Source organism: Microbacterium sp. Root53, from assembly GCF_001426925.1.
In the GTDB taxonomy this organism is placed as follows: domain Bacteria; phylum Actinomycetota; class Actinomycetes; order Actinomycetales; family Microbacteriaceae; genus Microbacterium.
The window spans coordinates 48,593-69,468 of record NZ_LMFR01000024.1 but is presented as its reverse complement, the minus strand read 5'-3'; the positions used below and the strand labels follow the sequence as shown (position 1 = coordinate 69,468).

Here is a 20,876-nt window from a genome sequence, read left to right as displayed (position 1 = left end):
TCCATTGCCCGTCCAGGGAGGCCGACGTAACGTCTCATCAGGCCCTTCTCTCGGCCGCCAGACTTCGTTCCGATCCCGGAGGTCCGTCATGACCGATGCCCCGCAGGCGCAGCTGCGCTTCGAGACCCTGCAGATCCACGCCGGTGCGGCGCCGGATCCGGTCACGGGCGCGCGCGCGACGCCGATCTACCAGACCACGTCGTACGTCTTCCGCGACTCGGACCACGCCAAGAACCTGTTCGCGCTCGCCGAGACCGGCAACATCTACACGCGCATCCAGAACCCGACCCAGGAGGTCGTCGAGCAGCGGCTCGCGGCCCTCGAGGGCGGCACGGGCGCGCTGCTGCTCGCGAGCGGCCAGGCGGCCGCGACGTTCGCGGTGCTGAACATCGCGCAGTCCGGCGACCACATCGTCTCGTCGAGCTCGATCTACGGCGGCACGTACAACCTCTTCAAGTACACGCTCGCGAAGCTCGGGATCGACGTGACCTTCGTCGAGAACCAGGACGACCCTGCCGCGTGGCGCGCCGCCGTCCGCCCGAACACCAAGCTGTTCTTCGCCGAGACGATCGGCAACCCGCAGATCAACGTGCTCGACATCCGCACCGTCGCGAACACCGCGCACGAGGCCGGCGTGCCGCTCATCGTCGACAACACGATCGCGACGCCGTACCTGATCCGCCCGTTCGAGCACGGCGCCGACATCGTGGTGCACTCGGCGACCAAGTTCCTCGGCGGGCACGGCACCGTGATCGGCGGCGTGATCGTCGACGGCGGCACGTTCCCGTGGTCGCAGCACGGCGACCGCTTCCCCGGCCTGACCACGCCGGACCCCTCGTACCACGGCGCCGTCTACACCGAGGCGGTGGGCGACGAGCTCGCGTACATCATCAAGGCGCGCGTGCAGCTGCTGCGCGATCTCGGCGCCTCGATCTCGCCGCAGAGCGCGTGGCAGCTCATCCAGGGCATCGAGACCCTGTCGCTGCGCGTCGAGCGCCACGTGCACAACGCGCAGCTCGTGGCCGAGTGGCTCGATAACCACGCGGATGTCGCGACCGTCAACTACTCGGGTCTGCCGACCTCGCCCTGGTACTCGGCCGCCAACGCGTACGCCCCCAAGGGCGTCGGCGCGGTGCTGTCGTTCGAGCTCAAGGGCGGCGTGGACGCCGGCCGCACGTTCGTGGACTCGCTGAAGCTGTTCAGCCACCTCGCCAACATCGGCGACGTGCGCTCGCTGGTCATCCACCCCGCCTCGACCACGCACTCGCAGCTCACGCCCGAGCAGCAGCTCAGCGCGGGCGTCACGCCCGGCCTGGTGCGCCTGTCGGTCGGCCTCGAGAACGTCGAGGACCTGCTGGCCGACCTCGACCAGGCGCTCGCCGCCGCGCGCGAGGTGAGCCGCGCCGCGCGCGTCTGACGACGCCGCTTCGACGAGACCGCGATCCCGCGCTCGGACAGCAGTGGTCCACTGCCGTCTCGGCGCGGGGTTGCGGTCTCGCGTCGTCGAGCGCCGGGGCGCCACCGGCGCGGCGTCAGAGGGTCGCCCGCAGGCGCTCCTTCTCGAGGGCGACGTCGAAGTCGGCGACGGGCCACTGCGGGTCGATGGACTCGAGCACCTCGAGCAGCAGCGCCTGCACCGCGAGCCGCGCGTACCACTTGCGGTTCGCCGGCACCACGAACCACGGCGCCTCGTCGGTGGACGTGCGCGACAGGGCGGTCTGGTAGGCCGCCATGTACTCGGGCCACCGCGCGCGCTCGTCCACGTCGCCGGGGTTGTACTTCCAGTGCTTGTCGGGGCGCTCGAGGCGCTCCATCAGCCGCGCGCCCTGCTCGGCGTGCGAGATGTGCAGCATGACCTTGATGATGCGGGTGCCGGACTCCGCCAGGCGCCGCTCGAAGTCGACGATCGCGCCGTAGCGGCGCTCGATCTCCTGCGGCTCGGCGAGGCCCCGCACGCGGCCGATGAGCACGTCCTCGTAGTGCGAGCGGTCGAACACGCCGATCATGCCGGGCCGCGGCACGCGCTTCTCGATGCGCCACAGGAAGTCGTGCGCGAGCTCCTCCTCGGTGGGCGCCTTGAACGCCGCCAGCTCGATGCCCTGCGGATCGACGCCGCCCACGACGTGCCGGATGATCCCGCCCTTGCCCGCGGAGTCCATGGCCTGCAGCACGAGCAGCACCGAGTCCTTGGACGTGCCCCCGCGGCTCGCGGCGAACAGCCGCTCCTGGTACTCCGCGAGCTCGGCGAGGCCCGCCGCGAGGTCGGCCTTGCTCGCGGCCTTGTCGCCCGCGTAGCCGGGGGTCGACTCCGGGTCGACGTCGTCGAGCCGGAAGCCCTTGCCCACGCGGAGCGCGGTCAGCGCGTCCTCGGTCCACTGCACCTGACTCTTCGCCGTCATGCGGGACATTCAAGCATCCGGCGGCGCCCGCTGACGAGGACGGATCGGCCGCGTGTCCCGGCGCGGGAGCGCGTGTCAGGCCGCCGGGTCAGCGGTCGAGCGGCACCTCGATGATGCGGCGCGCGCCCGGCGCGATGAGCGCCTGGTCGAGCGCGGATCGCGTCGTGACCCGCGTGTGCTCCCAGCCGTAGGCGCGCGCGAGGTCAGCGAGGCTCGCCGCCTGGGGCGTGTACTGCACGCGCGCCATGTCGTCGGGGCTCGCGACCCGGGCCACCTCGAGGCCGTCGAAGATCGTGCCGCCGCCGTCGTTGCCGACCACGAGCTGGATGCGCGGCCCGCCCTCGCCCTCGGTCTCGCTCTCCGGAAGCAGCAGCGCCCCCACGTCGTGCAGCAGCGTCAGGTCGCCCAGCAGCACGCGAGTGACGCCCGGGCGCCCGTCGGCCTGGCTGGCGAGGGCGATGCCCAGTCCCGTGGCGATCGTGCCGTCGATGCCCGCGAGCCCGCGGTTGGCGTGCACGGGCACGCGCTTGCCCGGCAGCACCGCGTCGGCGACCCGGACGAGGCGCGAGGAGCCGAACATCAGCCGGTCGTGCGGCCAGGTCGCCGCCCACACCGCCGCGACGAGCTGCTCGCGGTCGAGCGGCCGCCGGACGGCCGCGAGCTCGGCCTCGACCGCGTGCGAGCGCTTGCGGGGGTCCGTGGACGTGAGGCCCGCGAGATCGGGGGCCGGCGCGTCCAGGTCGACGACGGCCGCGGCCGACGCCCGCATCCAGGCGCCCAGCCACTCCCGGTCGGGCTCGCCCGGCGCGACCGCGACGGCGTCGGCGGCCGTCGTGCGGTGGTTCAGGTCCAGCGCCTCGCCCGTGCCGCGCACCGCGACGACCTCGACGTCGGGGCGCGACAGCAGGGCGGTCACCTCGCGCGAGAGGGTCGGGTGGCCCAGCACGACCGCGCGCTCGATGCGTCCGCCGAGCTCGGGGTCGCGGAGCAGGGCGCGGTAGCCGTGCACGATCTGGCGCCCGAAGCGGGATCCGCTCACGATCTCGGCGATCAACGGCCATCCGCCGGCGTGCGCGATCTCCTCCGCGCGCGGACCGGCGTCGGCACCGGCGACGACCACGGTGCGCGGGCCGCGGGCCAGCGCGACGGGCTCGGGCGCAAGAGCCGGCGGCGCACCGGAGGCCGCGCGGGTCTCCCCGGCCGCGAACCACTCCGGCAGCGAACCGGCGAGGGGCTCCCGGTACGGCAGGTTCAGGTGCACGGGACCCGGGACCGGCCCCGTGGCGGCGTCGTAGGCGTCGCGCGCGAGCGCACGCACGGCCTCGTCCTCTCCCGGGTCGCCCTGGGGCACGTCGGCGTCCGCCGCGAACCGCGTCGCGCCGCCGAAGATGCCCGGCTGGACCGTCGTCTGGTTGGCGCCGACGCCGCGCAGCTCGGGCGGCCGGTCGGCCGTGAGCAGCAGCAGCGGCACGCCCGCGTGGTGCGCCTCGAGCGCGGCGGGCAGCAGGTTCGCGACCGCGGTGCCGGACGTGCAGATCACGGCCGCGGGCGCGCCGGTCTCGCGGCCGATGCCGAGCGCCGTGAACCCCGCGACGCGCTCGTCGATGCGCACGTGCAGGCGGATCCTGCCCGAGCGCTCGAGGGCCGCGGCGGCGAGCGCCAGGGCCTGGGACCGGGACCCCGGGCTCACCACCGCGTGGCGCACGCCCCGCGCGACGAGCTCGTCCAGCAGCGCGGCCGCGGCGTCGCCGGCGGGCGACCGCAGCACGCGGGGGTCGTCCGGCGTCACGTCAGCGGGTCCGGCGCGGCGCGTCGTCCGGGCCGGGCTCATCCGGATCCGTCGGCGACCCGCCGTCCGCGTCGCCGTCGCCGTCCGGCTTCACGTCCCCGGGCTCCGCGCGCGCCTCCACGTCGTCGGGCTTCGGCGCGCGCGGGTCGGTCTCGGCGTCGAGGCGCGCGAGCTCCTCCTCCAGGAGGCGGATGCGCTCGTCCTGCGCCGAGACGCCGTGCAGCGTGCCGAGGAAGTTCGGGTCGTCGTCGGGGGCGACGACGCGACCGGGCCCCTGCCGGCGGGTGCGGCCCAGCGCGAACCAGAGCACGCCGCCGAGCACCGGGATCAGCACGACGATCGCGATCCAGGCGCCCTTCGAGACGCCGCGGTGGCGGCCGGCCGGCTGCACCGCGCAGTCGACGATGCTGAAGACCCAGAACACCACGGCCGCGATGCCGAGGACGATCAAGAGGCGTGTCACCTTCTCATCCTAGGCTCGCCGGCTGGGCGTCCCCTCGGCCCGGCGGGCGCACAGGCGCCGCTCCTAGACTCGAGGGGTGAAGAAGTCCGCCGGCCTGTCGCTCCTGCTCTACTCGGTGCTGCGTCTCGCGGCGTTCCTCGTGCCCTTCGGTCTCATGATGCTGCTGCCGGCGTTCCAGGGCCTGTGGTGGCTCGCGGCGATCTTCGCGGCCCTCATCGGGCTGAGCATCTCGGTGCTGTTCCTCCGGCGCCCGCTCTCCGACGTCTCGGAGTCTCTCGCCGCCCGCCGCGCCGCCGCGGACCGCCCCAAGACCGAGCGCCAGCTCGAGGACGAGCTCGAGGACGCCGCCAACGAGCGCGCCCTCCGCGACGACCGCTGACCCGCCGCCGCGAGTGCACACCAGATTTCGTGTGGATTCGGCACGCGAACACACACGAAATCTGGTGTGCACTCGAGCCGGACGAGGTCAGCCCACGAACGCCCAGAACAGGAAGCCGGCGTAGCCGAGCGACGTGAGCGAGGTCAGGGCGAGGGCCGTGATCAGCTCGCGCGGCGTGCGGTAGGTCCAGACGATCAGGATGGCCGGACCCGCCGCCAGCAGCGCGAGCGAGGCGAGCCAGGCGACGGGATAGAAGAACGCCAGGTACCACGACGTCGCGAAGGCCAGCAGGACGAACGCGGTGTACAGCACCTGCGTCCAGCGCCGGCCGATCAGCACGCTGAGCGTGCGCTTGCCGACGCGCGCGTCCTGCTCGATGTCGCGCAGGTTGTTCGCGAGCAGCACGGCGCAGGCGAGCAGGCCGGCGCCGATCGCGCCGAACCACGCCTCCTGCGGCAGGGCCTGCGCCTGCACCCACGTGGTGCCGAGCGTGGCGACCAGGCCGAAGAAGACGAACACGAACACCTCGCCGAGCGCGTTGTATCCGTACGGCCGCCGGCCGCCCGTGTAGAACCACGCGGCGACGATGCACGCCGCGCCCACCGCGAGGAACCACCACTGCTGCGTCCGGATCGTGATCGCCAGGCCCGCGATCGCCGCGATGCCGAAGAACACGAAGGCCGCGATCAGCACGCTGCGCGGCTTCACACGCCCGGAGGCGGTGAGCCGCGCCGGCCCCACGCGGTGCGCGTCGGTGCCGCGGATGCCGTCGCTGTAGTCGTTCGCGAAGTTGACGCCGATCTGCAGCGACACCGCGACGACGAGGCACGCGAGCGCGATCACCCAGTGGAAGACGTCTCCGACCAGGATCGCGGCGCCCGTGCCGATCACGACCGGCGACACGGCGAGCGGCAGCGTGCGCAGGCGCGCGGCGCCGATCCAGTCCCCGACCGTGACGGGACGCCGCGCCGGGGTCGGCGTGTGCACACGCGCGCGCTTGGCCGGGTTGCCGCTGACTCCACGGGTCTTCTTGTTCGCCACGATGCACGATCCTACGGCGGACGCCGCGCCCTCCGGTCTTGCGATCGTTGGGGTACGGACTATATTCTCGGACCACCGCGCGGCGCCGCGCGCACAGGACCGAAGGAGCTCCGATGCAGTTCTTCCAGGACGGGTACCACGGGGGCGACCCGACGATCGCCCCGGCCGCGCCGGCGCACTGGACCCCCGGCCTGCCCGACGAGGTCGACGTCCTGATCGTCGGCACCGGTCCCGCCGGCCTCGTCCTGGCGGCCCAACTGGCGCGCTTTCCCGGCATCCGGACGCGCATCGTGGAGCGCCGCACGGGCCGGCTGCTGCGGGGCCAGGCCGACGGCGTCGCGTGCCGCTCGGTCGAGATGCTCCAGGCGTTCGGCGTGGCCCGCCGGCTGCTCGAGGAGTCGTACTGGGTCAACGAGACGATCATGTGGCAGCCGGATCCGGACGACCGCAGCCGGATCGTGCGGACGAGCCGCGTGCAGGACGTCGAGGACGGCCTGAGCGAGATGCCGCACGTGATCATGAACCAGGCGCGCGTGCACGACTACCTGCTCGACGCGATGAAGGCGCAGCCGTCGCGCCTGGAGCCGGACTACGGGTGGGCATTCGAGGGCCTCGAGGTCGACGACGACGATGATCGCCCCGTGCGGGTGACGCTCGCCCACGTGGACGGCCAGGGCCCGACCGGCCGCACCCGGACCATCCGGGCCCGGTACGTCGTCGGGGCCGATGGGGCGCGCAGCGCCATGCGCAAGGCGATCGACCGCTCGCTCTCGGGCGACGCCGCGAACCACGCGTGGGGCGTCATGGACGTCCTCGCCGACACGGACTTCCCCGACCTGCGGTTCAAGACCATGATCCAGTCGGCCGGCAAGGGCTCGATCCTGATCATCCCGCGCGAGGGCGGGCGGCTCGCGCGACTGTACGTCGACCTCGGGACGGTCACCGAGGAGAGCCGCGAGCGCGTGCGCGCGATGTCCGCCGAGGAGCTCGTCGAGGTCGCAAACGGCGTGCTGCACCCATACACGCTCGACGTCCGCGAGACCGTGTGGTTCTCGGTGTACGAGGTCGCGCAGCGCATCGCGGACGGCTTCGACGACGCCGCCGGGCGCGGCCGCACGCCGCGCGTCTTCATCGCCGGCGACGCGTGCCACACCCACAGCGCCAAGGCGGGCCAGGGCATGAACGTCTCGATGCAGGACGCCTACAACCTCGGCTGGAAACTCGCGGCCGTGCTCGAGGGGCGCGCGCCCGCGACGCTGCTCGAGACGTACGACGCCGAGCGCCGCCCGATCGCGCAGGAGCTGATCGACTTCGACCGGGAGTGGTCGGCCATGCTGGCGCAGCCCGCGAAGGATCCGGCGCACCCCGAACGGGGCGGTATCTCCCCCGAGGAGCTCGCGCGGTACTGGATGCGGCAGGGCCGCTACACCGCGGGGGTCGCGGCCCGGTACACCGCGTCGACCCTCACCGGCACGGACGAGCACCAGCACCTCGCGACGGGGTTCGAGATCGGCACGCGCTTCCATTCCGCGCCGGTCGTGCGGGTCGGCGACGGGCGCCTGATGGAGCTCGGCCACGCCCACGAGGCCGACGGCCGCTGGCGGCTGTACGCGTTCGCCGACGCCGACGAGACCCGCCTGCGTGCGCTGTGCGACTGGCTCGAGACGGATCCGGCCTCCCCGGTCGTGCGGACCCGCCGCGACGGCGACGACGTCGACGCGGTCTTCGACGTGCGCGGCGTCCTGCAGGCGCACCTGCACGACATCGACTTCGCCGGGCTCCCGGACATCCTGCGCCCGCACACCGGCCGGCTCGGTCTCGTCGACTATGAGAAGGCGTTCACCGCCGCGCCGGTCGGCTCGGCCGTGACGGCCGGGATCGACGTCTACCGCGACCGCGGCGTCGACCGCGCCTCGGGCGCGCTGGTCGTCGTGCGTCCCGACCAGTTCGTCGCGCACGTGCTGCCGCTCGACGCGCACGACGAGCTGGCGGCGTTCTTCGAGGGCATCCTGCTGCCCGCCGCCGAGCCGGTGCCCGCGTCCTGACGGCCGTGAGGCCCCGGCTGGGGCAGGATGATCGGGTGGACGCCCCTCTCGACGACGAACCGGAGCCGCTGCGCCATCTGGGTCACCTGCTGCGCCGCGCGCAGCAGCTGCACCTCGCCGCGTGGCAGCGCGACGTGTCGCGCGACATCACGAGCGTGCAGTACGCGGTGCTGACGGTGCTCGAGCGGCTGCCCGGATCGAGCCAGGCGTCGCTCGGCGCCGAGCTCGACCTGGACCGCTCGACCATCGCGGATCTCGTCGCCCGGATGACCCGCCGCGGCCTGATCGAGCGCGCGCAGGACCCGGACGACCGCCGCCGCAACGTGCTGCAGCTGACCGACGAGGGCCGGGCCCGCGTGGCGGAGCTGCGCCCGCGCGTCGACGGGCTCGAGACCGTGCTGGCGGGCGACCTCAGTGCGGGCGACCGACGCGAGCTGCGCCGCATGCTCCGCACCATGCTCGCGGGCGCCCAGCGCCAGGGTCTGCTGTCGGGCGAGTGACCGCCCGCCCCTTCCCCGACACAACGCAGGACCTCTGCGCGATCCCGGGCGTGTCGGGACGGTCTGCCGGCTGCGACACGCCGTTCGGCGGCGGAGGTCCTGCGTTGTGTCGGAGTCAGCCGGCCGCCGCCAGGCGGCGGAGGGCGACGCGGTCGGGCTTGCCCGAGGCCAGGCGCGGCAGCGCATCCACGAGCAGGATGCGCGACGGCCGCGCGGGCTTGCCGACCTGCGCGCCGACCGCGGCCCTGGCCGCGCTGAGCGCGGCGTCGGGAGACCCCACGTCGGCCCGGCGCGCGACGAGCACGGGCGTCTCGCCCCAGCGCTCGTCCGACGCGCCGACCACCACGGCGTCCGCGAGCGTGAACGCGCCCGGCACGGGGGGCAGCTCGCGCACGACGCGCTCGACCCGGTCGAGCGACACGTTCACGCCTCCCGAGACGATCACGTTGTCGATCCGCCCGGTCACGCGCACGACACCGTCCTCCACGACGCCCGCGTCGCCCGTGCGGTACCAGCGGACGCCGTCGGCGTCGCGCACGAACACCCGCTCCGTCAGGCCCGGATCGCCCAAGTAGCCGTCCGCGAGGGTGGGCCCTGCGACCCGCAGCTCACCGTCGACGGCCACCACGCGCACGCCGTCCAGCGGCACGCCGTCGTACACGCATCCGCCCGCCGTCTCGCTCGAGCCGTACGTGCGCACGATGCGCGCGCCGTGCGCCTCGGCGCGCTCGCGCATCGGCTGCGGCAGCGCCTGGCCGCCCACCAGGATCGTCTCGAACGACGCGAGCGCGCGACGGACGCCCGGGTCCTCGTCCGCGGCGTCGACCAGCGTCTGCAGCTGCGCGGGCACCAGCGAGGTGTACGTGGGGACGCGCTCTCCCCCGCGCGACGAGTGCATGCCCGAGACGACATGCGCGAACGCGGCCGCCGAGAAGCGGCCCGACAGAATGGCGGGCTCGGTGCCCTGCACGAGCGAGCGCACCAGCACCTGCACGCCCGCGATGTACCCGCCCGCGAGCGGCAGCAGCCACTGCCCCGCACCGATCCGCGCGGCGGTCGCCAGCGCGCTCGAGGTCAGCGCCGAGCGCGACAGCATCACGCTCTTCGGCACCCCGCTCGAGCCGGACGTCGTCACCACGACCGCCGTGCCGGCCGGCACCTCGGCGGGCAGCTCGCGCTCTCCCGCGCCGAGCGCGATGGCCGGCCCCGCGCCGAGCGCCGTGCGCAGCGCGCGCAGCACGTCACGCGGGTCGTCCGAGTCGAGCCGCTCGAGCCTCATGTCCGGCCGGGCCCCGCGCTCAGTAGTGCCAGGGGTAGGCCGACCAGTCGGGGTCGCGCTTCTCGAGGAACGCGTCGCGCCCCTCGACCGCCTCGTCCGTGCCGTACGCGAGGCGCGTGGTCTCGCCCGCGAACACCTGCAGGCCCGGGAGCCCGTCGTCCACCGCGTTGAACGCGAACTTCAGCATCCGGATCGCGGTGGGCGACTTGGTCAGGATCGTGCGGGCCATGCTCAGCGCCTCGCGCTCGAGCTCGGCGTGCGGCACGACGCGGTTCACGGCGCCCATCTCGTACATGCGCTGCGCGGAATGCTCCTCGGCGAGGAAGAACACCTCGCGCGCGAGCTTCTGGCCGATCTGCCGCGCGAAGTAGGCCGAGCCGTACCCGGCGTCGAACGACCCCACGTCCGCGTCGGTCTGCTTGAACCGGCCGTGCTCGGCCGAGGCGATCGTGAGGTCGCACACGACGTGCAGCGAGTGGCCGCCGCCCGCGGCCCATCCGGGCACCACCGCGATGACGACCTTGGGCATGAACCGGATGAGGCGCTGCACCTCGAGGATGTGCAGGCGGCCCGCGCGCGCCGCGTCGGTGACCGAGGTCTCGTCCTCGCTGTACTTGTAGCCATCCCGGCCGCGGATGCGCTGGTCGCCGCCCGAGCAGAACGCCCAGCCGCCGTCCTTCGGGCTCGGGCCGTTGCCCGTCAGCAGCACGACGCCGATCCGCGGATCCTGGCGCGCCGCGTCGAGCGCGCGGTACAGCTCGTCGACCGTGGCGGGGCGGAACGCGTTGCGGACCTCCGGCCGGTCGAACGCGATACGGGCGATCCGGCCGTCCTTCGAGATGTGCGCCGTGATGTCCCGGAATCCCTCGGACCCGGGCGCGGGATCCCACTCCGCCGCGTCGAACAGCTCGGAGACCACGGGCGTCGGATTCGGGGTGTCGCTCACCCGTCCAGCCTATTCCCGCGGTCGGCCCACGGCCCGGCGCCCCTCCCCCCGGCGGCGCCGGATCAGGCGTCGACGACCGTGCCGGCCGATCCGTTGCGCTCGTCGCGCCACGTGAGCCAGTGCTGCACGCGGTCGTAGTCGAGCCTGTCGCCCGAGATGCCGAGCGTGAACAGCCGCACGCCGGCGTCGAACAGCGCGTCGGCGCGCTCGTCGCGGTGGCCGAGCTCGTTCGACAGCACGAGGGCCGACAGGTCGCGGCCCTCCTTGTCAGCCCAGCGCGCGAGCACGTCGAGCTTGTGCGGCATCTCCTCGGGGCTCACGAAGCTGTGCCAGATGTCGGCGTGACGGGCGACCAGGCGCAGCGTCTTCTGCTCGCCCTTGCCGCCGATCAGCACCGGGATCTTCCGGGTCGGTGCGGGGTTGAGCGCGTCCCAGCGCGCCTCGATGCGCGGCAGCGCCTCGGCCAGGTCGTCGAGGCGGGATCCCGCCGTGCCGAACTCGTACCCGTACTCGACGTAGTCGCGCTCGAACCACCCGGATCCGGTGCCGAAGATGAACCGACCCGTGTCGCCGCCCTTCTTCGAGATGTGGTCGACCGTGCGGGCCATGTCGGCCTGCAGGTCGGGGTTTCGGTACGAGTTGCAGTTGACCAGGGCCCCGAACTCGACCCGCTCGGTCTGCTCGGCCCACGCCGCGAGCATGGTCCACGACTCGAAGTGCGTGCCGTCCGGGTCGCCGCTCAGCGGATAGAAGTGGTCCCAGTTGAACAGGACGTCCACGCCCATGTCCTCGAGCCGGGTGACCGCGTCGCGGACGGCGCCGTAGGACGCGTGGTGCTGGGGCTGGAGCTGCACGCCGAGGCGCACGGGGATGTCGATGGCTGGCATGCCGCCAGACTAGAGGCGCCCGGACGGGGCGGGCTCCGGATGCGCGGATTCCGGATGGGCGAGCACTGCGTCCGGGCATCAGGAAAGGCAGGATGAGTCCATGACGCCACTCCCCCCGCTCGACGACATCCTCGGCACCGCACGCGTGGTGTCACTGCCGCTCGCGACGCGGTTCCGCGGAGTGGATCACCGGGAGGCCGCTCTGATCGAGGGGCCGGAGGGATGGGCGGAGTTCTCTCCTTTCCTCGAGTACGACGACGCCGAGGCCGCGACGTGGCTCGCGGCGGCCCTGGACTTCGCCTGGCATCCGCAGCCGCAGCCCCACCGCGCGGAGATCGCGGTGAACGCCACGGTCCCGGCGGTGCCGGCCGATCGCGTCGCCGAGGTGCTGGCGCGCTTCGACGGCTGCCGCACCGCCAAGGTCAAGGTCGCCGAGCGCGGTCAGACCCGCGCGGACGACGTCGCCCGGGTGCGGGCGGTGCGCGCGGCGATGGGGCCCGAGGGGCGCATCCGGGTCGACGCGAACGGCGGCTGGAACGTCGACGAGGCGGAGCACGCGCTGCACGAGCTGGCGGAGTTCGACCTGGAATACGCCGAGCAGCCGTGCGCGACGGTCGAGGAGCTCGCCGAGATCCGCGCGCGCCTGCACGACTGGGACATCCCGATCGCGGCGGACGAGTCGGTGCGCAAGGCCGCGGATCCGCTCGCCGTGGCGCGCGCGGGAGCGGCCGACCTGCTGGTCGTGAAGGCCCAGCCGCTCGGGGGCGTGCGCCGCGCGCTGGAGATCGTCGCCGAGGCGGGACTTCCGGCCATCGTATCGAGCGCGCTCGACACGTCGATCGGCCTGTCGCAGGGCGCGGCGCTGGCGGCGGCGCTGCCGTCGCTCGAGTTCGACTGCGGCCTCGGCACCGCGTCGCTGCTCGCGGCGGACGTCGTGACCGAGCCGCTGGCCCCCCGCGGCGGCGTGATCCCCGTGGGGCGGCTCACCCCCGACGCGGCGCTGCTCGACCGCCACGCGGCGGCGGACGACCGCCGCGCCTGGTGGCTCGACCGCATCCGCCGCTGCCACGCGGTGCTGGAGCGCGGGGGCGCGTAAGCCGCTGCGCCTCCGCTTCGCTCAGCGACCGGGCTGGTCGTCGATGATCAGATGCCCGATCCGCGCCATCTCGCGGGCGCGGACCTCGAGCAGCTCGGGCTCGGGGATGCCGGCGATGATCGCGCGGGCCGAGACGCCCTCCCACGCGGTGAGAACGATGCGGGCCGCCTCCTCCGCGGGGAGCGTGAGGCGCAGCCCCTTGGCCTGGGCGATGTCCTCGAGGAGCTGCGACACCTCGCGCAGCATCCGCGCATCCTGCGCGAGGTAGGCCTCGGCGGTCTTGGCGTCTCGCATGGCGCGGTTGCGGATCTCGCTCATCAGCAGCACGCCGAGGCGGACGTCGCCGGGCACGTCGAGCGCCTCGACCAGGCCGACCATGTCGTCGGGCGCGCCGTCGGCGGCGGGGCCGCATTCGATGAGCGCGGCGACGCGCTCGCGCACGGCCTCGACCTGCTGGCTCACGAACCGGCCGGCGAGCTCGACGAACAGCTCGTCCTTCGAGTCGAAGTTCGAGTAGAAGGCTCCGCGCGTGAAGCCCGCGCGCTCGCACACGGCCTCGACCGAGGCCTCGCCGAGCCCGACCTCGGCGAACACCTGGGCGGCGGCGTCGAGCAGCCGCGCGCGCGTGTTCTCGCGGCTGCGGGTCGGCACGCGCTCCTCGCTCGTCTCGGTCATCCGGGTCTCCATCCTGCGATTCTCCCACCGCACGCCCAGCCGCTTGCACGGGCCGGCGATTACGATACACACTTGTATCGGATACAGCGTTGTATCGAACCCTGCCATTCCCCTCATCCGGAGGCGCCTGTGTCCACCCTGCTCTACTCGCTCGGCCGCTGGTCGTTCCGTCACCCGTGGCGGGTGCTCCTGGGCTGGCTGCTCATCCTGCTCGCGGTCGGCGGCGGAGCCCTCGGCCTCAATCGGGGCTTCGACAACGCGTTCTCGATCCCGGGCACGGAGGCGCAGGAGGGGCTGCAGCAGCTGAGCCGGACGTTCCCGCAGGTGTCGGGCACGAGCGCGCAGTTCATCGTGGTCGCGGCCCCGGGCGACGACGTCACGGAGGAGACCTACCGGACGCCGATCGAGGACGCGGTCGCCGAGCTGGAGGACGTCGACGGCGTCAGCAGCGCCACCTCGCCGTACGACGAGCTGGTCACCGGCATGGTGTCGGGCGACGAGTCCGCGGCCATCGTTCGGCTCCAGTTCGAGGGCACCATGACGGATGTCACGGACGACGACAAGGAGTCGCTCCAGGAGGTCGTCGACGCGCTCCGCCCCGACCTGCCGGAGGGCTCGCAGCTCGCGCTCGGCGGCGAGCTGTTCGCCACGGAGCTGCCGACCGTCACGCTGACCGAGGCGGTCGGCGTGGTGATCGCGCTCCTGGTGCTGATCGTGACGTTCCGGTCGTTCGTGATGGCGGGCCTGCCGCTCGGCGTCGCGCTGATCGGCGTCGGCGTCTCGCTGCTCGGGATCGTCGCGGCCACGCAGTTCGCGACGGTGTCGGCCACGACCCCGATGCTCGCGCTCATGCTGGGGCTGGCGGTCGGCATCGACTACGCGCTGTTCATCGCGGCGCGGCACCAGGACCAGGCGCGCGACGGCATGGAGCTCGAGGAGTCCGCGGGCCGCGCGACCGGAACGGCCGGATCCGCCGTCGTGTTCGCGGGCGTGACCGTGCTGATCGCGCTGATCGGTCTCGGCTTCGCGAACATCCCGTTCCTCACCACGATGGGCATCGCGGCGGCCGTCGCGGTCGCGGTGGCCGTGCTGATCGCCGTCACGCTCACGCCCGCCCTGCTCGGCTTCGTGAAGCACCGCGTGGTGGGCCGCCCGCGCCGCGCGCATAAGGCCGAGCCGGCCCGGGCGCCGCGGGAGGGCTTCAGCACGCGCTGGGTGCGCGGCGTCACGCGGCATCCCGTGATCACGACGGTCGCGGTCGTCCTGGGTCTCGGGCTCATGGCCCTGCCGGTCGGCAGCCTGGGCCTCGCGCTGCCGAACGCCGGCGTGCTGCCCGAGGACAACGAGGCGCGCATCGGCTACGACCTCACGTCGGAGCACTTCGGCGCGGGCTTCAACGGCCCGCTCATCCTGACCGGCACGATCGTGACGTCCACCGATCCGGTCGGCCTGATGGACGATCTGCGCGCCGAGGTCGAGCAGATCGACGGCGTCAAGGAGGTCGCGCTCGCGACCCCGAACGAGACCGCGGACACCGGCATCGTGCAGATCGTGCCCGAGACCGCGCCCGACGACCCGGCCACGAGCGAGCTCGTGCGGGAGCTGCGCGCGCACCACGACGAATGGCTCGACGAGTACGGCATCGACCTCAAGGTCACGGGCACGACGGCGGTGTCGATCGACATCTCCGACCGGCTCGGCGCCGCGCTCGTGCCGTTCGGCATCTTCGTCGTCGGCCTGTCCTTCGTGCTGCTGATGATCGTGTTCCGCTCGGTCTGGGTGCCGCTCAAGGCCGCGCTCGGCTACCTGCTGTCGATCCTCGCGGCGTTCGGCGTGGTCGCGGCCGTGTTCTCGTGGGGCTGGGGCGCCGACCTGCTGCACGTGACGCGCACGGGCCCCGTCATCGCGTTCATGCCGATCGTGGTGATGGGCGTGCTGTTCGGCCTCGCGATGGACTACGAGGTGTTCCTGGTCTCGCGCATGCGCGAGGACTTCGTGCACGCCGCGCGCCGGCTCGGCGGCTCGCGCGAGGTCGCGGTCGAGGCCGTGCGCAGCGGGTTCGCGGCCTCGGCGCGCGTGGTCACCGCGGCGGCGATCATCATGTTCGCGGTGTTCGCGGCCTTCGTGCCCGAGGGCGACGCGAACCTCAAGCCCATCGCGCTCGCGCTCGCGGTGGGGATCGCGGTCGACGCGTTCGTGGTCCGGATGACGCTCGTGCCCGCGGTCATGGCGCTGCTGGGCGACAAGGCGTGGTGGATGCCCCGGTGGCTCGACCGGATGCTGCCGCACTTCGACATCGAGGGCGAGGCGGTCGAGCGCGAGCGCGCGCTGGCGGATTGGCCCGAGCCCGGATCGACCGCGGTGATTGCGGCGGACGACCTGGAGGTCGCGGTGGAGGACGGCCCCGTCCTGGCCTCGGGCGTGACGCTGCGCGCCGAGCCGGGCGACGCCCTGGTGCTGGCCTCGGCGGATCCGCGCGGCGCCCGCGCCGTGGGGCTCGCGATCGCCGGCCGCACGCCGGCGACCGGCGGCCTGCTCCGCGTCGCCGGGCACCTGCTCCCCGGCCGCGCCGCCTGGGTGCGCGCCCACGTCGGCCTGGCCCTGCTCGCCGACCCGCAGCCGGGCGAGGCGCCCGCCCGGGCGGTGCGCGCCGCGGCGCGCGCCCCGATCGTCGTGATCGACGGCGCCGACGCCCTCGAGCCGGCGGCGCGCGACCAGGTCGCCGCCGTGCTGCGCGACGCGCGGCACGCGCTCGCGCCGGATCCGCTCACCGTGGTGCTGACGGCATCCGACCCGTCCGCCGCGCAGCGGCTCCTGTCCGACGCCGGCTGGGTCGGCGTCCGTCGTGTCGACGTCTCCCCCACTCCCGCGACCATCCCGAATGAGGTCTCCGCATGAACCGCCTCCGCAGCCTGACCCTCGCCGGAGTCGAGCGCGCCCGCAGCACCCGGCCCGTCTCGTGGCTCACGGTGCTCGGCGTGCTGCTGCTCCCGGCGCTCGTGGGCGGCGTGCTCGTCGCCGCGCTGTACGACCCGGCCGAGCGCCTCGACAACATGACCGCCGCGATCGTCAACCTCGACGAGCCCGTGACCGTCCAGGACCAGTACACGCCGCTGGGTCGCCAGCTGGCGGCGGGCCTGGTCGAGGGCTCGGATGACGTCGACGGCAATCTGACCTGGGTGCTGTCCAACGAGGACGACGCCGCCGAGGGCCTGGCCGACGGCACGTACCAGGCGGTCGTGACCATCCCGGAGGAGTTCTCGGCGGCCGCGACCTCGGCCGGCCAGAACCTGTCGGGGTCTGAGGAGGCCCCCGAGCAGGCGACGATCGACGTCGTGACGGCACCCGACGCGCGCATCGTCGACGAGGCCATCGCGAACCAGATCGCGTCGGTCGCGACCGCGTCGATGGGCCGGATGCTGTCGGAGGCGACGCTCGAGAACGTCTTCATCGGCTACACGACGCTGGGCGAGCAGCTCGGCGAGGCGGCCGACGGCGCCGCGCAGCTGGCCGACGGCGCGGGGGCCGCGCGGGACGGCGCGGAGGAGCTCGCGGGCGGCGCCGCCGAGCTCGGCACGGGCGCGGGCGAGCTCGCGTCAGGCGCGCGGCAGCTCGCGGACGGCGCGTCACAGCTGGCCGGCGGGGCGGCCGGCGTGGCGGGCGGCGCCGGCGCGCTGGCCGACGGCGCCCAGGGCGTCGCGGGCGGCGCGGCCGACCTCGCGGGCGGCGCGTCGCAGCTGGCGGACGGCGCCAGGCAGCTCGCGACCGGCCTCGCGGGCGACGGCACCGCCGCGAACCCGGGCCTCGCGCCCGGTCTGCACGACGCGACCTCCGGTGCGCAGACGCTGGCGTCCGAGCTGGGCGCGGGAGCCGACGCGATCGAGCGGAACGGCGTCGTGCCGGCCGAGCTCACGGGCGCCGCGGCCGGCGCGGCGCAGGCGGCCGCGGGCGTCGCGGACGGACTCGACGGGCTGAGCGCATCCTGCGCGGCCTCGGGGGCGGGCGCCGAGTTCTGCGCGCAGCTCGCGGCGATCACTCAGGCCGCGCACACGGCCGATGCGGCGGCATCGGGGACGTCCGGCGGGCTGGAGCAGCTCGCGACCCAGCTGCCCACGGAGCTCGCGGCCCAGCTGCGCGCGGCGTCGGGCGGCGCGACGGAGCTCGCCGGCGGCCTCGGCGCCCTCGCGACCGGCGCCGACGGCGCGGCGGCCGGGGCGTCTCAGCTCACGGCCGGGCTCGAGGAGCTGACGGGCGGCGCCGACCGGCTGTCGGCCGGGGCATCGCAGCTCGCGGGCGGCGCGGGCGAGCTGTCGACCGGCGCGGCGCAGCTCGCCACGGGTGCGGGCGGCCTCGCGACCGGGACGAGCGAGCTCGCGTCGGGCGCCACGCGGCTGTCGGAGGGCGCCGGGCGGCTGGCGACCGGCACGACGCAGCTCGGCGACGGCATCGGCGACCTGTCCGAGGGCACGCGCTCGCTGGCGGACGGCCTCGGCCGGGCGACCGAGCAGATCCCGTCGTACAGCGACGCGGAGGCGGGCGATCTCGCGACCGTGCTCGCGGATCCGGTGTCGGCGACCGCGGGCGACGACCTGACCATGTTCGGGTCGTCGGCCGTGCCGCTGCTCGCCGCGGTCGTGCTGTGGTTCGGCGGTCTCGCGACGTTCGTCGTGATGCGCTCCGTCACGGCGCGCGCCCTGACGTCGCGCCGCGCATCCGCGCTGCTCGCCGGCGGCGCACTGCTGCCCGCCGCGCTGGTCGGCGCGGTGCAGGGCGTGCTCGTGGCCGCGGTCATCCAGGCCGTGAGCGGCTACGACGGCGGCACGGCGGCGGCGCTGTTCGCGCTGTGCGCCCTGATCGGCGTCGCATTCGCGGCCGTGCACCAGGCCCTCGTGGCCGCGCTCGGCGGCGCGGGACGCTGGGTCGCGGCGCTCGTCGGCGCGATCGCGATCGCGACCGGCGTGGTCTCGACCATGCCGGGATGGCTCGGCGAGCTGGCGGACATCCTGCCCACCGCCCCCGCGTACCGCGCGCTCCTCGGCGCGGTCACGGACGCGGGCGGCACCGGCGCGGCGGTGACGGCGCTGCTGGTGTGGGCCGTGCTGGCCTTCGCGGCCACGACGCTGGCCGTGGCGCGCCGCCGCACGATCCCCGCCCAGGCGCTGCTGGCCCAGCCCGCCTGATGCCGCGGGGGTCGTCCCCCTGCGCTTCGACTGGTCCCGGGCGACGAGGCTGGTCCCGCCGAGACCAGTCTCGTCGCCGAAGACCAGTCGAAGCCGGTCGGGTCGCCACGACGCCGGAACGGCCCGGTCCTCGAGACGAGGGCCGGGCCGTTCGGGCATCGGGATCAGGCGGCGACGGCCACAGGGGCCGCCGCGGTGCGACGGTGCGCGTACTTCTTGAGCGCCACGACCGCGAGGGCCGACACGACGGTGCCGACGGCGATCGCGAGCAGGAAGCCCCAGATCGGGTCGATCGCGAAGAACACGAACACGCCTCCGTGCGGAGCGCGCGATCCCACGCCCAGCAGCATGGTCAGGGCGCCCGTGACCGCGCCGCCGATCATCGACGCCGGGATGACGCGCAGCGGGTCGGCGGCCGCGAACGGGATCGCACCCTCCGAGATGAACGAAGCCCCGAGCAGCCACGCGGCCTTGCCGTTCTCCTGCTCGACCGGCGTGAACGCGCCGCGCGCCAGCACGGTCGAGGCGAGCGCCATCGCGAGCGGCGGCACCATGCCCGCCGCCATCACGGTCGCCATGATCACGTAGGGCACGGTGTTCTGGTCGGACGCGGCACCGAGGCCCGCGACCGCGAACGCGTACGCGACCTTGTTCACCGGGCCGCCCAGGTCGAAGCACATCATGAGGCCCAGCAGCACGCCCACGACGACGATCAGGCCGCTGTCGGCGAGGTTGTTCAGGCCGTCGGTCATGGCGGTCATGAGCGCCGCAATCGGCCAGCCGAGGAACAGGATCATCAGGCCGGAGGCGACGATCGAGCCGACGAGCGGGATGATCACGACCGGCATGAGGCCGCGCAGCCAGCGCGGCACGTCCAGGCGGCCCAGCCACCAGGCGACGAGTCCCGCGAGCAGGCCGCCGACGATGCCGCCGAGGAAGCCCGCGCTCATCAGCACCGCGACCGAGCCGGCCACGAAGCCGGGAGCGATGCCGGGCCGGTCGGCGATCGCGAACGCGATGTACCCGGCCAGCGCCGCCACGAGGAAGCCCATCGAGACGCCGCCGATCGTGAAGAACACGGCGCCGAGGTACTGCAGCAGCCCGCCCTCGGGCAGGTTCCACAGGGCGTTCTCGAGCACGATCGCGTTGGCCGACTCGTTGATGTCGAAGCCGCCGAGCAGGAACCCGAGCGCGATCAGCAGACCGCCGCCCGCGACGAACGGGATCATGTACGAGACGCCGGTCAGCAGGATGCGCTTGATGCGCGCGCCGAACGACTCCACCGGCACGTTCGAGGCGGCGGCCGTCTCGGCCGTGCCGCTCACCCGCTCGGCGGACGGATCCTTCGCGGCGGCCGCGGCGAGCGCGAGCAGCTCCGCGGGCTTCTCGATGCCCGCCTTGACCGTCCGCCGGATGACGGGCTTGCCCGCGAACCGCTGCGGCTCCCGCACGTCGACGTCGACCGCGAACACGACGGCGTCGGCCGCCGCGATCGTGTCGGCCGGGACCGGGGTGTAGCCGCTCGAGCCCTGGGTCTCGACGTGGAGCTCGACACCGGCCTTGCGCGCGGCGGCGGCCAGGCCGTCGGCCGCCATGTAGGTGTGGGCGATGCCCGTCGCGCAGGCCGTGACCGCGACGATCCGCGCGGGGCGGCCGTCGACCAGGATGGCGTCGCCGGCGGCGGCCGCGGCCGGAGCCGGAGCCGCGGCGGCGGGTGCCGGCGCCTCGGCCGCCTCTTCCTCGCCGATCGCGCGGCGCACGATGCCGACCACCTCATCCGGCGTCGCGGCCGAACGCAGCGCGGCGAGGAAATCCTCGTCCATCAGGTTGCGCGCGAGCGACGACAGCACCGCGAGGTGCTCCTCGGCCGCCGTGTCGGGCGCGGCGATCATGAACACGATGTCGCTCGGCTCGCCCTCGGCGCCGAAGTCCACCGGCGGGTTCAGGCGGGCGAACGCCAGCGACGCCTGCGACACGGCCGCGCTCTTGGCGTGCGGGATCGCGATGCCGCCGGGCAGGCCCGTGGCGTCCTGCTCCTCGCGGGCCCAGGCGGCGGCAAACAGCTGTTCGGCGTCCGTCGCGCGGCCCTGCGCGACGAAGCGCTGCGACAGGGCGCGGAGCACCGCCTGCTTGTCCGTGCCGAGGTCCTCATCGAGGCTCACGAGCTGGGGGGTGATGGTGGACATGGTCTCCTCCT

The 20,876-nt window shown here is 74.1% G+C and carries 16 protein-coding genes; 7 read left to right on the top strand and 9 right to left on the bottom strand.

Annotated features, from left to right (window positions below; translation table 11 throughout):
* Positions 1 to 88: 88 nt before the first annotated feature.
* On the top strand, positions 89 to 1,417 hold the full coding sequence (locus ASD19_RS11825) for a bifunctional o-acetylhomoserine/o-acetylserine sulfhydrylase (protein ID WP_055993009.1): 1,329 nt from the start codon (positions 89 to 91) through the stop codon (positions 1,415 to 1,417).
* Positions 1,418 to 1,532: 115 nt separating this feature from the next.
* Here ASD19_RS11825 and ASD19_RS11820 read toward each other — a convergent pair whose 3' ends face one another.
* The 3 genes from ASD19_RS11820 to ASD19_RS11810 all read right to left on the bottom strand — a co-directional run bounded on the left by ASD19_RS11820 (position 1,533) and on the right by ASD19_RS11810 (position 4,651).
* On the bottom strand, positions 1,533 to 2,399 hold the full coding sequence (locus ASD19_RS11820) for a polyphosphate kinase 2 family protein (protein ID WP_055993007.1): 867 nt from the start codon (positions 2,397 to 2,399) through the stop codon (positions 1,533 to 1,535).
* A gap of 88 nt (positions 2,400 to 2,487) precedes the next feature.
* Positions 2,488 to 4,230, bottom strand: a complete 1,743-nt coding sequence (gene menD / locus ASD19_RS11815; RefSeq protein ID WP_082543170.1) for a 2-succinyl-5-enolpyruvyl-6-hydroxy-3-cyclohexene-1-carboxylic-acid synthase — start codon at positions 4,228 to 4,230, stop codon at positions 2,488 to 2,490.
* Positions 4,190 to 4,651, bottom strand: a complete 462-nt coding sequence (locus ASD19_RS11810; protein ID WP_055993005.1) for a PLD nuclease N-terminal domain-containing protein — start codon at positions 4,649 to 4,651, stop codon at positions 4,190 to 4,192. Before ASD19_RS11810 ends, menD begins: the two co-directional genes overlap by 41 nt.
* A 76-nt stretch (positions 4,652 to 4,727) precedes the next feature.
* Between ASD19_RS11810 and ASD19_RS11805 the strand changes: the two genes are divergently transcribed.
* Positions 4,728 to 5,030: a DUF4229 domain-containing protein gene (locus ASD19_RS11805; RefSeq protein ID WP_082543169.1), complete on the top strand. Its 303-nt coding sequence runs from the start codon at positions 4,728 to 4,730 to the stop codon at positions 5,028 to 5,030.
* A gap of 87 nt (positions 5,031 to 5,117) precedes the next feature.
* Here ASD19_RS11805 and ASD19_RS11800 read toward each other — a convergent pair whose 3' ends face one another.
* The gene (locus tag ASD19_RS11800; protein WP_374198152.1) at positions 5,118 to 6,071 is read right to left on the bottom strand and encodes a 1,4-dihydroxy-2-naphthoate polyprenyltransferase; all 954 of its coding nucleotides are present in this window, start codon (positions 6,069 to 6,071) and stop codon (positions 5,118 to 5,120) included.
* Between the two features lie 113 nt (positions 6,072 to 6,184).
* Here ASD19_RS11800 and ASD19_RS11795 point away from each other — a divergent pair, with 113 nt between their 5' ends.
* Positions 6,185 to 8,116 (top strand): FAD-dependent monooxygenase, encoded by a 1,932-nt coding sequence (locus tag ASD19_RS11795; protein WP_055993001.1) that lies wholly within the window; start codon positions 6,185 to 6,187, stop codon positions 8,114 to 8,116.
* 35 nt (positions 8,117 to 8,151) lie between these two features.
* Positions 8,152 to 8,616, top strand: a complete 465-nt coding sequence (locus ASD19_RS11790) for a MarR family winged helix-turn-helix transcriptional regulator (protein ID WP_055992999.1) — start codon at positions 8,152 to 8,154, stop codon at positions 8,614 to 8,616.
* A 115-nt stretch (positions 8,617 to 8,731) separates the two neighbouring features.
* On the opposite strand, the gene ASD19_RS11785 is transcribed toward ASD19_RS11790, so the two are convergent.
* The 3 genes from ASD19_RS11785 to ASD19_RS11775 form a co-directional block, all read right to left on the bottom strand.
* Positions 8,732 to 9,895 carry an AMP-binding protein gene (locus tag ASD19_RS11785; protein ID WP_055992997.1) on the bottom strand — a complete coding sequence of 388 codons (1,164 nt, stop codon included), beginning with the start codon at positions 9,893 to 9,895 and terminating at the stop codon, positions 8,732 to 8,734.
* A 19-nt stretch (positions 9,896 to 9,914) separates the two neighbouring features.
* Entirely contained in the window at positions 9,915 to 10,814 is a 900-nt protein-coding gene (locus ASD19_RS11780) for a 1,4-dihydroxy-2-naphthoyl-CoA synthase (protein WP_055993387.1), read from the bottom strand.
* Positions 10,815 to 10,903: 89 nt separating this feature from the next.
* The gene (locus ASD19_RS11775) at positions 10,904 to 11,728 is read right to left on the bottom strand and encodes an LLM class F420-dependent oxidoreductase (protein ID WP_055992995.1); all 825 of its coding nucleotides are present in this window, start codon (positions 11,726 to 11,728) and stop codon (positions 10,904 to 10,906) included.
* A gap of 100 nt (positions 11,729 to 11,828) precedes the next feature.
* Here ASD19_RS11775 and ASD19_RS11770 point away from each other — a divergent pair, with 100 nt between their 5' ends.
* Positions 11,829 to 12,824, top strand: coding sequence for an o-succinylbenzoate synthase (locus tag ASD19_RS11770; protein ID WP_055992993.1), 996 nt, complete (start codon positions 11,829 to 11,831; stop codon positions 12,822 to 12,824).
* A 21-nt stretch (positions 12,825 to 12,845) separates the two neighbouring features.
* On the opposite strand, the gene ASD19_RS11765 is transcribed toward ASD19_RS11770, so the two are convergent.
* Positions 12,846 to 13,511, bottom strand: coding sequence for a TetR/AcrR family transcriptional regulator (locus ASD19_RS11765; RefSeq protein ID WP_156377195.1), 666 nt, complete (start codon positions 13,509 to 13,511; stop codon positions 12,846 to 12,848).
* A gap of 117 nt (positions 13,512 to 13,628) precedes the next feature.
* On the opposite strand from ASD19_RS11765, the gene ASD19_RS11760 reads away from it, so the two are divergent.
* Positions 13,629 to 16,397 carry an MMPL family transporter gene (locus tag ASD19_RS11760; RefSeq protein ID WP_055992991.1) on the top strand — a complete coding sequence of 923 codons (2,769 nt, stop codon included), beginning with the start codon at positions 13,629 to 13,631 and terminating at the stop codon, positions 16,395 to 16,397.
* Positions 16,394 to 18,679 (top strand): YhgE/Pip domain-containing protein, encoded by a 2,286-nt coding sequence (locus tag ASD19_RS11755; protein WP_235563045.1) that lies wholly within the window; start codon positions 16,394 to 16,396, stop codon positions 18,677 to 18,679. The genes ASD19_RS11760 and ASD19_RS11755 overlap by 4 nt, the downstream gene beginning before the upstream one ends.
* 164 nt (positions 18,680 to 18,843) lie before the next feature.
* Here the strand turns inward: ASD19_RS11755 and ASD19_RS11750 are convergent, their stop codons facing one another.
* Positions 18,844 to 20,865: a PTS fructose transporter subunit IIABC gene (locus ASD19_RS11750; RefSeq protein WP_055992989.1), complete on the bottom strand. Its 2,022-nt coding sequence runs from the start codon at positions 20,863 to 20,865 to the stop codon at positions 18,844 to 18,846.
* Positions 20,866 to 20,876 lie beyond the last annotated feature (11 nt).